This is a genomic window from Picosynechococcus sp. NKBG042902, from assembly GCF_963864045.1.
In the GTDB taxonomy this organism is placed as follows: Bacteria; Cyanobacteriota; Cyanobacteriia; order Cyanobacteriales; family MRBY01; genus MRBY01.
This window is the reverse complement of sequence record NZ_CAWLTV010000072.1, coordinates 17513-32777: the sequence shown is the minus strand read 5'-3', so window position 1 is coordinate 32777 and position 15265 is coordinate 17513. Positions and strand designations below refer to the sequence as shown.

9 protein-coding genes are annotated in these 15265 nt (G+C 49.8%); all 9 read left to right on the top strand.

Translation table 11 applies throughout. The features are described from left to right. The first annotated feature begins 162 nt into the window (after positions 1–162). The 9 genes from psbA to AACR41_RS10385 all read left to right on the top strand — a co-directional run bounded on the left by psbA (position 163) and on the right by AACR41_RS10385 (position 15208). A complete protein-coding gene (gene psbA, locus AACR41_RS10425; protein ID WP_030006608.1) occupies positions 163–1245 on the top strand; it encodes a photosystem II q(b) protein in 1083 nt (360 codons plus the stop codon). A 221-nt stretch (positions 1246–1466) separates the two neighbouring features. Continuing rightward, positions 1467–2114 carry a Tll0287-like domain-containing protein gene (locus AACR41_RS10420; RefSeq protein ID WP_084150001.1) on the top strand — a complete coding sequence of 216 codons (648 nt, stop codon included), beginning with the start codon at positions 1467–1469 and terminating at the stop codon, positions 2112–2114. Positions 2115–2137: 23 nt separating this feature from the next. Beyond that, positions 2138–2626, top strand: coding sequence for a DUF3122 domain-containing protein (locus AACR41_RS10415; RefSeq protein WP_030006606.1), 489 nt, complete (start codon positions 2138–2140; stop codon positions 2624–2626). Between the two features lie 289 nt (positions 2627–2915). Then, positions 2916–3743 carry a putative bifunctional diguanylate cyclase/phosphodiesterase gene (locus tag AACR41_RS10410; protein ID WP_052349637.1) on the top strand — a complete coding sequence of 276 codons (828 nt, stop codon included), beginning with the start codon at positions 2916–2918 and terminating at the stop codon, positions 3741–3743. 253 nt (positions 3744–3996) lie between these two features. Beyond that, positions 3997–4815, top strand: a complete 819-nt coding sequence (locus tag AACR41_RS10405) for a hypothetical protein (protein ID WP_030006604.1) — start codon at positions 3997–3999, stop codon at positions 4813–4815. A 503-nt stretch (positions 4816–5318) separates the two neighbouring features. After that, positions 5319–8048 carry a beta strand repeat-containing protein gene (locus AACR41_RS10400; protein ID WP_152550984.1) on the top strand — a complete coding sequence of 910 codons (2730 nt, stop codon included), beginning with the start codon at positions 5319–5321 and terminating at the stop codon, positions 8046–8048. 141 nt (positions 8049–8189) lie between these two features. Beyond that, the gene (locus AACR41_RS10395; protein ID WP_030006602.1) at positions 8190–8747 is read left to right on the top strand and encodes a DUF11 domain-containing protein; all 558 of its coding nucleotides are present in this window, start codon (positions 8190–8192) and stop codon (positions 8745–8747) included. Between the two features lie 60 nt (positions 8748–8807). Next, positions 8808–10337: a DUF11 domain-containing protein gene (locus AACR41_RS10390; RefSeq protein WP_084150000.1), complete on the top strand. Its 1530-nt coding sequence runs from the start codon at positions 8808–8810 to the stop codon at positions 10335–10337. After that, on the top strand, positions 10334–15208 hold the full coding sequence (locus AACR41_RS10385) for a hypothetical protein (protein WP_052349635.1): 4875 nt from the start codon (positions 10334–10336) through the stop codon (positions 15206–15208). The genes AACR41_RS10390 and AACR41_RS10385 overlap by 4 nt, the downstream gene beginning before the upstream one ends. The last annotated feature ends 57 nt before the right edge of the window (positions 15209–15265 follow it).

The window sequence follows — 15265 nt, the reverse complement described above, 5'->3', positions numbered from 1 at the left end:
GATCGCCTCTCAAGAAACGGACAGAAAAGATTATTTGCAGCTTTAGTTTCCGCAAGCCTTGTCTTTTTTAAAAACGATGCTATATAATCAAAAAGTGATTAAGCAATAAATCGATTGAGCGATTTGCTTAGTCCCCAGTACTTTAAACTGGTACATGCAATTATGACTACACTTCTACAACAGCAAGGCTCTGCCAATCTTTGGGAGCGCTTTTGCCAATGGGTCACCAGCACAGAAAATCGTTTCTATGTAGGCTGGTTTGGGGTTTTAATGATTCCCACGCTGTTGACCGCAACGATTTGTTTTGTCCTGGCATTTGTCGCCGCGCCCCCGGTTGATATTGACGGGATTCGCGAACCGGTTTCTGGCTCTTTGCTGTATGGCAACAATATTATTACCGCCGCCGTTGTGCCGAGTTCTAATGCGATCGGTCTGCACTTTTACCCCATTTGGGATGCGGCGAATCTGGCTGAGTGGCTTTACAACGGTGGCCCCTACCAACTGATTGTGTTCCACTTTCTGCTTGGCATCTTTGCCTATATGGGGCGGGAATGGGAACTGTCCTACCGCTTGGGGATGCGTCCATGGATTGCGGTTGCCTATTCTGCTCCGGTGGCGGCGGCGACGGCGGTACTCTTGGTTTATTCAATTGGCCAAGGATCTTTCTCGGATGGATTACCGTTGGGCATCTCTGGCACCTTTAACTTTATGTTTGTGTTGCAAGCTGAGCATAATGTGTTGATGCATCCTTTCCATATGCTGGGGGTTGCAGGTGTCTTTGGTGGTGCGTTGTTTTCTGCGATGCACGGTTCCCTCGTGACCTCTTCTTTGATTCGGGAGACCACAGAAACGGAGTCCCAAAATAGTGGCTATCGTTTTGGTCAAGAGGAAGAAACTTACAATATTGTGGCGGCCCATGGTTATTTTGGACGCTTGATCTTCCAATATGCTTCTTTTAATAACAGTCGCGCCCTCCACTTTTTCCTTGCTGCTTGGCCAGTGATTGGTATCTGGTTTGCTTCTTTAGCCGTAGCTTGTTTTGCCTTTAACTTGAACGGGTTTAACTTCAACCAATCTCTGTTAGATTCCCAAGGACGGGTGATCAATACTTGGGCGGATATTCTCAATCGGGCAAATCTGGGGATTGAGGCCATGCACGAACGCAATGTTCATAATTTCCCCCTCGATTTAGCAGCCGGAGATCAAGCGCCTGTCGCCCTCCAAGCCCCGGCAATTAATGGCTAACTGGAAGTTTGAATTTGGGATTGCAGTGGCATGATGATTGCTTTGAATAATCTTGGTTTGCTCTGAATCCTGAACGAAAAATATACTCTAAATGCTCTTAGCCTCTGCCATTCAAGTAGAGGCTTTTCTTGAATTTTAAGAAGATTTAATTATCAATCCTAAAAAGCGAATTTTTCCTGAGAAATTGACTAAACTATTGAATAAAAAATGGGAAAAATACAATGAAGATTTTGCGTTTTATTCTTAAAAACAAACCATTCAATGTGCAAATGAGCAGTGGTCGAAAGTTTTCACATTTTCTGACCGGCATTCTCATTAGTGCCTTGGCGATCGCCACCTTGGTTTGGCCCATTGTCCCTGTGCAAGCAGCTCCCAATCCCCCGGATTTTGCCCGTGCGGTGCAAGCCATCGAAGATCTCGACCAAATGCGCTCTGAGTTGGCCAAAACCATTGACCCGACTGCAGACATCACGCCGCAAACCATGCAGGAAGTGTGTAAGCCAGTGGGGATGAAAGCAAGGCAACTGAGTCAAGACAATGGTTGGCAAGTCAAGCAGGTGGCTAAAAAATATCGCAATCCAGACCATGCCCCGCAAAATCTCCAGGAAACCATGGCGATCGCCAAATTTACGCAACACCCCGAACTCCTGAGCTATAGCCAAATCCAAGGCGATCGCCTCCACTACTACCGCCGCATTAATGTCGAAAGCAGTTGTCTGGCTTGCCACGGCCCGAAGGACAATCGCCCCAATTTCATCAAAGCTAAATATTTAGATGATCTCGCCTACGACTTCAAAGCTGGCGACCTACGGGGACTGTATTCCGTTATTATTCCTAGCCTAGAAGCGGCCCAGACTAACCCTGAGTAAACCCCTCACCCCAGATTCAGCCAATGTTTTTTCTTAAAAAAGGATTGATTCTTCTCAGCTTAAGCCTGATTTTCTTGGTCAGTAGCGGCATTTGGGCAGAACCCAGTTTCGCCAGTATTCGCCAACAGGAAGAAGCCCCTGGACAAATCCTGTATCAGTCTCGCCAATCTATCCAAGATAATCACGGTCAAACTTGGCAGGTGGTGCTGTTTAAACGGGTTAAAGATGGTCGTGTTGATACCGTTGACCTACGCCTTGTGGCCTACCCCGGCCAGGCGACTTTTATCCATCCGGGTTCTTTGAGTTTATCTGCTCCCAATCAAGCGATCCTCACAGCACCAGATCAATTTGCCACCGAAGCCCCTGCGCCCAACGTCGGTCAATTTGATTTAAAAAAGATTTTGCCCCAGTTGCCCACCGATCAAAAAGTCCAACTTGGCTTGCCCCTCAAGGAACAGACGACCATCGAGATTCCCCCGGCAGTTCTCTTGGAGTGGCAACTCATGGCCTAGGCTGAAATTTTCGTACAGGTAAACAACTCCGGACAAAGGAGAGGTCTGGGGAGACTTCGTAGCGACGATTACTTTTTTATCTTGGTTTTGCCTTTTATATTGTCTTTATGAACTTTATGAATTCTTAGAATTCACAGCATCTTAAACATTTGATGAAGTTGTCTTGGCTTGATCGTGATAGATTTCAGATCAGGCGCAAAGCTCAACACCAGCGAACCTCTCCTTGCTAGACGACATATATGGTTGTCCTACGCTTGATTCAAAAAGGTGTGACGGATAAAAACTGACTATGGCAACTATATTCCCCCAAGAACGACGTTTTTTAGAATTAGCCCTTGCCCAGGCGATCGCCCGCCATCAGTTGACCGTCGTTTACCAGCCCCAAGTCAATCCTCAAACGACGATGGTGACGGGATTTGAAGCCTTACTTCGTTGGGATCACCCCCAGTTCGGTTCGATTTCTCCCACGGTATTTATCCCCATTGCTGAAGAAGCGGGTCTGATCCACGAGCTTGGGGACTGGGTCTTGCAGCGGGCCATAAAACAGTTAAAAAAATGGCATCAACAGTCCCAGCAAACCTTTCGGATGGCCGTTAATATTTCAGTACATCAGGTCACGGCTCCTCACTTCTTTGAGCGGCTCCAGAATCTCCTGGTTTCCCATCAAGTTGCGCCCCAACATCTAGAGCTAGAGATCACGGAGTCAGTTTTGATTGAGGATTTTCAAAATATCTGCGCCGTTTTAGCATCACTGCAAAAATTAGGCGTCAAGATTGCCATTGATGACTTCGGTACAGGCTATGCTTCTTTTAATTACACCAGGTTGTTTGGCTGGGATACCCTGAAGTTAGACCGCTGCTTCATTAAAAATTTACATTGTAATAAAGTGAATTCGGCGATCACCAAAAATCTCATTAATATGTCCCATGATCTGGGGTTCAAGGTGGTTGCTGAGGGCATCGAACATCCAGAAGAATTGGCAATGCTCAAGCAGTTTTGTTGTGATGAAGTCCAGGGATATTACTTTAGTCGCCCCCTCATGCCAGCTCTACTCGAAATTCAGCAGATTACGGGTGGTCATTTGATGCCTGGGGCGATCGCCTATTTAGCTGCCTGAGTTAAACATAGTCCGTTGCAGTAAAGCCTCGTGACAGATCACCTGTTCGATTAAGTGTGACGGTGATTAATCAAAATTGATCAGCAAAATTTTTCAGAGAATATAGATTCAGCGGCAAGATCACGGCAATGTGCATCGGTAAATGGTAACGCCCACTATGATTTGATTAGGCTGAAATCGTGCTGGGCGATGATTTCATGCTTTTTCCCAGGAAGAGATCTACGTTGATGTCTAGGAGCGTCGGGAATAGGAAATGTTTAAGCTTGGGACAATTAGCCAATTTTTTTCGCTGTTGTATTTGGGATTAATGCCTGGGGCGATCGCCGCGCCGCCGGATGCGAGTCAAATTGTCTCCCTCACGGGCGATCGCCTCATGATGCAGCAGGGTAGTCACCGTCAACAGGCGGCCCAGGTGGGCGATCGCCTCGAAAACCATAGCCAAAGCCTGATTGTGCCGGGCAATAACCACTCCTTTGCGCGTCTTGTCCTGGTGGGCGATCGCCAAACCTATGACGGACTGCTTTTACAAACTGGCCCCGCCCCCCAACAGACTCAATATCGGTTTCCCTGTGTGGTTGAAGGGGGCACCATCACCCTGAGTTGGCAAAAAGGTCAGCAACGGGGCTGTGCTGAAGGTCTCCGCATTCGCCCAAACCCTGAGGGGCGATCGCCGACCCAACGTCTCAAAATCTTTGCCTATCAAATGGTGCTTTCGCCCGCCGCTGCCAGTGCTATCCCCACCGATTCAGAACTCGTCATTCAGCCCAGTGGAGAGACACCGATCTGTGTTCGCGTCACAACCCAAAACAAGCGCCAAATCGTTGAAGTGTTGTGGGGCGAAATTATCCTCAGCACACCCAACGCTCCCCAGGGTCTCAAGCTCCGCAAGGGGACGCAATACGACCAAGGCGAACTTCAGTTTTTTAATCCGGATACTCGTCTCGCAAGCCCTGCAATGCAAGCATTCTTTTCGGCTGCAGCTTGGTCAAATGCAGCAACTTCTACACCTTTGTCCGGCGAGATTCAAAATCACATTGACGTGATCCGCACGGCTTTTGCCACAGCACAGTAAAAGATTGCGATGCTGCCCTAATTGCTTTTTGACACAAAAAAATACAAGAAATTCATCAAATCTTCTTTTTTTGCTGAGTATGTTCAATTGACAAAGAAAAATAGTTGAATATGCTGAATGTTTCTAAAAAACTAATTGTTTAAATTTTTCATAGTAAAAATGTCTGACAAACCTAAAGAAATTTACGCAAAAGAGGTTGGAATTGCATTATTCGACATCTTCAGTCAAGCCCTCGAAGAAAAATTTATACTTTATCTTTTCCGCAAACGGTATTAATATTCCCTTCACAAAGTTGAGAGAAAGCTTGTTTAAATCTTTAAAAAGAGCAGCTGTGCTCGACCTAACTGATGGGTAATCTGAGGAAGCAAGCTGACAGGCAATATGAAATCGTTGCTTATTTACACAAAACCAACAAGTTAATTTCCACCTATGGCGCTAGCAAGAGAGTAGGGCTTCTTGTCCGCTCTTGACTGTTAGCGAATTTTTATTTGAGGAATTTTTAAGTGAACAATCAAGTTTGGCGATCGCCAAAGTGCAAAACCCCCAGAAAAAATACAATCCGTAAGCTCGCTAGTCCCTTGGTGATTGCGGGCCTCATGGCCGCCGGTCAATTCCAGCTCATCCCCCAGGCGATCGCTGTCGGGACAGCTGCTGGCACCACGATTAATAACACCGCGACAGCAACATTCAATGATCCCAGTGGTAATTCCCTAACAACCATTTCTAATGAAGTCACTGTCACCGTCGCTGAAACAGCTGGCTTGACTAACGTTGCCCAAACACCTATCGATCCAAATGGCGGTAGTGTCATCCCTGGTGATACTGTTCAAATTCCCTTTCTCATAACCAATACAGGGAATAATCCAACAGATATTTATATTCCCGACGTTACCAACATCACAGTCAATAATTTAAACTCTCCGGGAGTTTATCTGGATCTTGATAATGATGGTATACCAGACTATTTCTTGCCTTCTGGCGGTGGCACTGGTGCTCAGGAAGTTATAGTTAACGGGGATGATTCATTTAGTCCTGGTGCAGATACTACTGATCCTAATCCGCCGACCTATCAGACTAATGGTTGGGTTGTTCCCGGTATCGTCGCCGACGATAGTATTACCGTCATTGTTCAAGGAACAGTACCGACGGATGCAGATCCTGGTGATCAAATCACTGTTGTTTTAGGTAGTACCGGTTCCAACAATTCTGATGACGCTGATAGTCAAAACCGACCAGATGATGGTACTAGTGCCGATGCTTCTGATGGTGGTACAGACACTCTGGCTGCAGTTGATGAAGTTCGCACAACCAGCGAGGCGGGTGGCGCGAATGGTAACCGTGAAGCTGCCGACACTTCCGACCCCCTCACTGTTGGTCAAGGGGCGGATCAACCCCTCGCCCTCGTCACCGCTGAGAAAGAGGTCGATAGTGTTGACCCAGGCGCAACAGGTGCAATCAGTGATGACATCATTACCTACACTGGTGGTTTTGTCGTCGGCGATGAATTACCCTTTGGCTATACCGGTAACTACGCTCCTGCTGCTCTAACGGGTACTCCACTTAAGATTGACAGTTCTACCGCTGGCGGTAGCTATATCCTCGTTTCCGACGCGAAACCTCAGAACGCAGCATTTGTAGATCCAAACACAACTCCACCAACTGGTCCCAATGCGAACTGGACAGTCGTTTATACAACAGATGCTTTAACTATCGCCCCCACTGATGCAGAATGGAGTACAACTATTCCTGCAACTCCAGCAAACATCACCCGGATTGGTTTTATCTATAACACTAGTAACCTTAGTCCGATCGCTCCGGGTACGAGTGTTGGTCCATTTACTCTCTTTGCCACAGGAGCAACAGCTTCACCGGTACGGAACCTAATCCAAGTCTTTGGTACATCAGCGGGCGATCCTAACGACAACATCGTCTTTGATGAATCCGGCGACCAAAACCCTAACAACTTCTTAGGTGATACGCCTAAGGATGGTGATCCCTACGGTGAATATGATCCCGCCAATGATCCTGAGGATCTCGGTGATCCGGCAAATGAAGATGGTTCTGACCCCAATGACGGCACACCGAACGATGGTGGCGGCAATGACACCCCAGACGGTGAACCGAATGAGTTGGTTCTCACTCCTACAACCGGAGCCTTAGTCAACGGCCCGTTCAATGTCCCCGTGGCGATCGGTCCAACTAATTTCAATGATGATTTCGTTGAAAAATCTATTACAGAACCAGTCACCACCGGCGGGTCAATTGCTGATCCAAATGCTGTCGTTTTTGACAACTCTGTTAAAAATGACTCAACGGTTCTCCTCGAGAATGTTGTGTTGCGACCTATTGATCCAGCTGCTGCAGCCACAGTCTGTGCAGCCTGTGACACAGCGGGTAGCTATGACAGCATCGATGAAGCAGGGAGTACAATCGAAATTCCCGCTGGAACTACCGTTACTATTACCCTGCCGGTTCAACCGGGTGTTGCCACCCAGCAAACGGCTACCTACTCATGGAATGCGACTAACGATGCGTTTGACCTGACTAGTCCTAGCCAAGTTTCCATCCCAGCTCTAGCTGCTGGCCAGGAGTTAGACTATAAAGTCTCCGTAGATTTACCCAGCGGCAGTGTTGTTGACGCGTTTGATGTATTCAGCATCCCGGTTGTGGCCTACGTTAACAACGATACGAACACTACCTTTGAGCCTGCGAGTGAGACGATTCGTAACCTCAAAGTGGATCGCCTCTATGCTGGCTACCTGAAGCTCACCAAGACAGTAGAGGTGTTCTATGCTGATGGTGGCTCAGATGGTCCTTCCAGTGTAGGTACTGACATTGATCCCCAACCCGGTCCTGGAGATACTTTAGAGTATGTAGTTACCTACGAAAATATTGCCACCACCGCGCCAGTTAGTCCTGCAATTGGTAATGTTCTTCTCCCAGCCAATAATGTAGTTATCCGCGAGAATGGCTTAGGTCTTGATCCGAATGCTGGTGATAACAACTGGGCTTTGGACAATGACGGCAATAGTATCATTGACACCAGCAACGTAGTGGGTACTGCAGCAGGTACTGGTACGATTCTGTACTTTAGTGGCAATCCTGCGAGCACTGCTGCTGCAGATCAAACTGGTACCACGGCAGTGGGTGATGTCACTGAATATCGCAACAATGTTGGGGTTGTCGCGCCTGGTGCTACTGGCACATTCACTTTCCAACGGAAAATCAACTAACTGTCTAGTCTATCTCTGTGAAGTCTACTGGTTAGGCTTCACAGGGCTCTTTGTGATGACACAATTCGCCGTTGAAGTTGCCCAAGACATTTTGATAGCGAATCCATTCAATCCTTCATTTACAACAAACTTTCCTGGATCATGAAAAAGTCTCTTTTTACAATCTTGGCTGGTATTTCCTTAGGCGTTGGCATCGTACCCCAGACGATGCCCCAAATTTCTCCCCAGCCTGTCCTCGCCCAAACCCAGCAGAACCTTGATGTTGAGCTAGCTGGCCATCTGCGGGTAATCGAAAAAAATTGGCGTGGTGAACAAAAAGTTGCCTGGCGTAGCCTAGAGGGTGGTTTTATGCGGCCCGCCCCTAGGGTCAAACCCGGTGACACCATTCGCTACACCGTCAGCGGCAACAATCGCACCGAACAACCCATTTCCGGCCTTGTCCTTACCGATGATCTGCCCGCCAATACTGTCTATGTGATGGGGTCAGCGGCCTCTGTGGGTGGCGCAACAATCACTTACAGCATCGATGGCGGCAAAACCTACAGTGCCAACCCGACGATTCGCGTCACCTTGCCCGATGGTCGTGTGGAAACGCGCCCGGCCCCAGCGGAACGCTATACCCATGTGCGTTGGACCTTCCAAAATGCTGTCCCTGCAAGGGCTAGCGTGAATGGCCAGTACCAAGTCCGCGTTCAATAAACGTCAAACATTCACTGGTCTTTACTTTTTTGGAGGCCTTCGTCGGCCAGAGTTTTTTTAATGCCTAATTTTCTTGACCATTCACGACTAATCCTCAAGCGATCGCCACTGGCGATCGCCCTAGTTAGCGTTGGCTTGAATTTAGGTATGCCTTTGGTTTTGGCCCAGTCCCCAGAGACGACAGACACCGTTACCCTCTTTAACCGGGCCGGAGCCAGTTATCAGACGGGTGATACGACTTTTAGCGTCAACACCAATCAAATCGTCCTTGATTTTGACAATTCGCGACTGCTTACAGATCCCTTGGGTCGAGTGGTCGGTTGTGCCGGGGAACCCCTCGCCGACTACCGTGGCTTTTTGATCGCGTTATACGAAGCAACTGGCCCTTTACAAACAGAGCTTGGCCCTTTACTCGTCCTTGAGCCTTCCCCTAATGGCATTCCGCCTTTCCCCCCAGGCATCGTGAATGTTAACCCTGAGAATAAAAATCCTTTTGACTTAGGCGAAACCGAGGCTCTAGGAAACCCAGACTTGCGGGGCCAGTTTAATTTCTTACTACGCAATGACCAGATTGCTGTTGATACTACATATATTTTGCTGATTCGGCCACCGCTTGGCTCGTTCCTGGATGAGCGCCGGATCCAAATTCGGATTACAGCAGTTGCGCCAAATTCTTTTACCTATGTAGCCAACGCCCTCGATGGTCTTCCCCTGAGTCTGGATAATCCTTCGATGATGAATCAGGAGATCACCATTCCCCGTGCCGAAAGAAATGCCCTAGTCGTGTTCACTACATTCTTTGCAACTCTTTGTCAGAACGAAGCGATCGCCATCCAAAAAACCGCCGACCGCGCCACCGTTACACCTGGAGGCATTGCTGTTTATCGCCTGAGTATCAATAATCTCAGCACAAGCAGTTTAGAAAATGTTGAAGTACGCGATCGCCTTCCCCTCGGCTTCCAGTTAATTGAAGATTCCGTGCAAGGGATCATTGGCGAAAATCCGGCGATTCTGGAAACCCAGGTAAATGGTCGAGATATTACCTTTACATTTCAAGAGCCCTTACCCGGTGGAACCCCTCCCGAAAATAACCCCCTGGCCCGCATTGTCTATGCCGTAGAAATTACCCCCGATGCCCTGCGGGGTGATGGGCGCAATATTGCTTTTGTCGAAGGCGATCGCAGCGATAACGACTTCCCGATCCGCGATGGCCCCGCCGTTTATACCATCGGTATCCGCAATGGGCTGATTTCAGATTTGGGCACGATTATCGGGCGAGTTTTTGAAGATAAAAACTTCGATGGCGAACAGCAATATGGTGAACCCGGCATCCCCAACGCCGTCGTCTTTATGGAAAATGGCAACCGCATTGTCACCGATGAAAATGGCCTGTTTTCCGTCGCCAATGTTCTCCCTGGTTGGCATGCAGGGGTCTTGGATCTGACCAGTGTCCCCGGTTATGCCCCCGCCCCTAACGAAAAATTCATTGCCGAAGACCGCACCTATAGTCGCACAGTGCGCCTCGAACCCGGTGGCATGGCCCGGATGAACTTTGCCGTAACGCCTTTAATCCCTGGAGAAGACGAATGAAAAAACGCTTCTCCGTTCCCCTAACAACATTAATTTTGGCCCTCAGCGGTTGGTTTACTGAAGTAACGGCCCAAACGCCAACAGTGACAACGGCTGAAATCAGTGGGGTTGTAACCACCCAGACGCCAACAGGCCCCCAGGAAACTGAGTTTCAAGCGATCCTCAATAAACCGTCTGCAGCAAGTGAGATCCAGGGAGAAATCCTACTGGCCCAATCATCCCCGACTGTACCCGTGGCGACTGAATCGCTAGACAGTCGGGAGACCCTGACGCCGGTTATTGAGTCTACTCCAATGCCAACGGCGATCGCCCAACCCACCGTGCAATTTATTAGCCCTGGGTCGGGGACGATTTTAGAGAAAAATGCCAGTGCCGTCGTGATCGAAGTCCCCACAAGCAGCACCACCACCCTCAGCGTTAATGGTGTCGAAATTGACTCGAATCAAATTGGCCAACTGGAAACCAACGGTAGCACGGGGATGGTGCGTCAAACCTGGTACGGGGTGATTTTTAGCCCTGGGGAGAATACCCTCGAGGCGACGGCCACCCTCAATGGCACCACGGTTAGCAATGAAATCCAAGTGCAAGCGCCGGGGGATGTGGCAAATTTACGGCTCTCGACCGTTGAAACGCGGGTGCCCGCCGATGGGCGATCGCCTGTGACAATCCAAGGGATATTGCTCGATAAAAATGGCAACCGGGCCAGTGGGGGCGGTCGGATTACCCTCGAAGCCACCGCCGGCGAATTTCTTGGAGAAGATGCCGGGCCTGAAGCACCGGGTTTCCAGGTGGATGCCAAGGATGGGGAATTTACTGCTACCCTCCAATCCTCCCTTGACAGTGGCCCCGTCCAAATTCGCGCCCGCCTCTTTGAACTAGAAGCCTATACCCAAGTCCAATTTGAAACCGCCCTCCGTCCTAGCCTGTTGACGGGGGTAATCAACCTCCGGGTCGGGGCAGACAATACGGACTATTTCAGTAGTTATCGCGATTTCCTCAACCCTGATGCTGACGGCGATACCGTCATTGATGTGGATGGCGCAGCCTTTGCCACAGGTACGATTGGGGATTGGCTCTTCACCGCGGCTTTCAATGGCGATCGCCCCCTAAATGAAGCCTGTGAAACTTGTACCAATCGCCTCTTTCGCGCCGACCAAACCATCGAAAAACCTTATCTGACCTATGGCGACAATTCCACCGTCCGCAACCTGACCCCCTCCCAGGACAGTCTCTACCTCCGCCTCGAACGCACTCCGGATATTGAAGGCGCGACTGACCCCGACTACGTCATGTGGGGGGACTACGGCACAGGTCAGGAATTTGCCACCAGCTCCCAAGAATTCACCGCCCTCAGTCGCCAACTCCACGGTGCAAAGCTAAACTACAACCTTGGCGATCTGCAAATTTCTGCCCTTTATAGCCAGGGCGGAGAAGCCTTCCAGCGGGATACCCTCCTCCCCGATGGCACGAGCGGTTTTTATTTCCTCACCCAACGCCTCGTCGTCCCCGGCAGTGAAGAAGTGTACTTTGAGCTAGAGGAACTCGAACGACCCGGTACGATTATTTGGCGCGATCGCCTATTCCGGGGCCAAGATTACGAAATTGACTACGACCGGGGCAGCATTGTCTTTAACGATCCTGTACTACGCACAGAAATAGGCGACAACGGTGAAATTCTTGTGCGGCGGATTGTTGTCACCTACCAAAATGAAAGCGGTGAAGACAATAAAGTATATGCCGGACGACTACGCTACCATTTCAAGCGCAACCCAGGGCAGGCCAGTTGGATCGGGGCGACCTACTTCCGTGAAAACCAAGGAGAGCGAGATCTCGAAGTTTATGGGGTTGATGCTCAAATTCACCTCGGTGAAAACTACAAATTTATTGGTGAATACGCCCAGAGCCAAAATAGTTCTGCCGAATTAGGGAACGTTTCCGGTTCCGCCTACCGCTTTGAATTGGATGCTAAATTTGCCGATGGTTTTACCGGACGGGCCTACTACCGCCATGCCGACACCGGTTTTGCCAACCGTTCCACCATTAGTTTTGTCCCCGGCCAGACTCGCTATGGCGTTGACCTAAATGCCCAGCTCTCCCCCAGCACCCAACTGCGTTTTAACTACGACCACGAAAAAAATCAGGGGGTGAATATTCGCCCCATCGTTACCCTCGGTGATCTGATCAACGCCGGCCAAGAGGGGATTCCCACTGGACTGGTGGACAACGAACTCACCACCATCACCGCCGGCCTCGCCCAGCGTTTCGGCAAAGCGAATCTGAATGTGGATTTGTTATTCCGCGATCGCCTTGATTATCTCAACCCTGAAAACGACGGTAGCTCTACCCAACTGCGTACCAATTTCACAACGCCCCTCAGCGATCGCCTTAAACTGCGCCTCCTCAACCAAACCACCCTCTCGGCGGAATCTGATGCCGTATTTAGCGATCGCAGTCAAATTGGCCTGGACTGGAAGATCGCCCAGGGCATCAACCTAAACCTGAACCAAAACTGGTACCACAGCGGTACCCTCGCTGGCCAAAGCACCACCAGCATTGGCCTTACTGGCGAATACAAACCCTGGCACAACACCATCCTCAGCGCCCGTTATGACATGGAACGCTTTAGTACAGGGATGCAGGATGCAGCGACCTTTGGCATTAAACATAACTGGGCCGTCTTCAAAAATTTTGACCTCGATTTTGCCTACGAGAAAGTTGTGGGTAATCTTTTTGTGGGTAGTGATGGCGCAGTGGGTCAAGGGGCATCCCGTTCGACCGGCCTACGTGGGGGCGATAGTCTGAGTATCCGGGGCCGCTATCGAGGTGGAGGCGATGGTGAAAATTTCCAGGCCGAAGCGGGCTACGAATTCCGCAATACCAACGGCAGCAGCACCAGTAACATTACCGCCTCAGTGCGGGGCAAACTATCGCCATCTCTGACAGCCCTCGCTAATTTTGACCGACGTTTCGCCGCAGGCCAAGCGACCCGTGGTTTACCTCCTTCAACGGATTTGCGCCTTGGTCTCGCCTACCGCAATCCCTATGAGGATAAATTTAACGCCCTCCTCCGCTACGAATATCGCAAGAATCCAAACACCATTCCCGACACTCTCCTCACGGGTCTGGGCAATGACGTTACGGAACATCTTTTTGCGGCCGAAGCAATCTATGCGCCTAACTACCGCTGGGAGTTTTATGGCAAGCTCGGTTATCGTCACTCCACCCTCAAGCTCGCCGAGGATTTTGAAACAACGACTTCTGCGACCCTCGCCCAACTCCGGGCTACTTATCTGCTTAATCGTAATTTCGACTTAACTGGGGGAATTCGTTGGATTAATCAACATTCAGCAGGCTATAGCGAAATGGGTTGGCTCGCGGAGGTGGGCTATTATGCGACACCAAATCTCCGCTTTGCGGTGGGCTACAGTTCTGGTCAAGTGAACAATGATCGGGATTTCTCTGGCAGTCGCTCGGATGGGGGTTTGTATGCGGGGGTTACTCTCAAGCTGGACAGTTTGTTTGATTTTGGTCGCCAGCAACCCGTTGCTGCTGTGCCAGAAACCCGCAAATTAATGGTCGAAGCCCCCAAACCGGACGCAAATCTACAGGCAGCCTTGGCAGCACCCCTGCGTTTGGATGTGTCCCAGGCCATTGATTTTGAGCGAGGGAAAACCAGTGTTTCCCTAGAAGGACAAATGGTACTCGATAGTTTGGTCACTGTTTTGGGTCAATATTCAGACCTAAAATTGGATATCCAAGGCATCCTCCCGCCCCTGGCTGAACTTACCCCCGATAATCTCGAAGCCCGTCGTCTGCAAACCGCCCGCCAATATCTCCTCAGTCGCGGGATCAGTGGCGATCGCCTGACGCTCCGATCCCTAGGCAACAGTTCCCAAAACAAAGTTCCAGAACAGCCGATTACCTTTACCCTGAGTGGTACTGCTGCCACCTTCCAGGCCATTTCTACCCAGCTCGGTGGCAATCCCATTGTGGGTAACTTAATCAACACAGAATTACCCCAATTAGCGACTTTACCGCCTGATCTCCCCCAAAACACCACCAGTACAGTGAATCGCAACTCTCGCCAGGAACGGCCCCAAAGTTTTTCATTGAACTTATCCCAGGCTACCTTTACCCCCGACGATACAAATCTCCAAGTCCAAACCTATAACCGCACCGATGCTGACCTCAACCCCAACTTTACCTATCTGCCCTACTGGATCCTCGGTTTTGTGGCACTTGCTGATCCCGATACCCTCCTCCTTGCCGATGTTACGCCGATGAATCCGATCACCGAATTTGTCACGAGCTTGATGCCAGAATCTGACCCCATTGCAGAGATCCCGACAGAACGGCTCCTCACCCGCAGCGAACCCCAGCCCAGACCCCAACCAGAGGCGCAAATTCTGGGCGATCGCCGTTTGGATGAATCAGCAGCCAATGAGTTGATCACGAATAGCACCACCGAACCGCTGATCTTTGGCGATCGCCGTTTAGATGAGTTGAGCGAGAGTGAACTCCAGGCCCTCGCCCCCGAAATTTATGATGCGGTCTTTGGGGGTGAGATCCAGGCCCGCCGCCTCGATACCAACGACAGTTTCCTCTTTGGTAATGCCAATACCGAACCGCTGATCCTTGGCGATCGCCGTTTAGATGAAAACACTCCTGAGCTTTCCGCCCTTGAACCCACCTCGAACTTCCTCAGTGCTAGAGAAATTCGTCGTTTAGAATCAGCGCTTTATTTCCTCCTCAGTGAAGATCTAAGCAACCTAGATAATCTTTTCCAAATCAGTGGCCGCCAACGTAGCCGCCAACTTGGTCAAACCATTGACTTAGATCGTCTCTGGAATGCCAATACCTCCCCAGATTAATTCTTCTAAAAAAATCCAATGAGCTTAACTTTGTCAAATCATAAAATATTTCCCTGG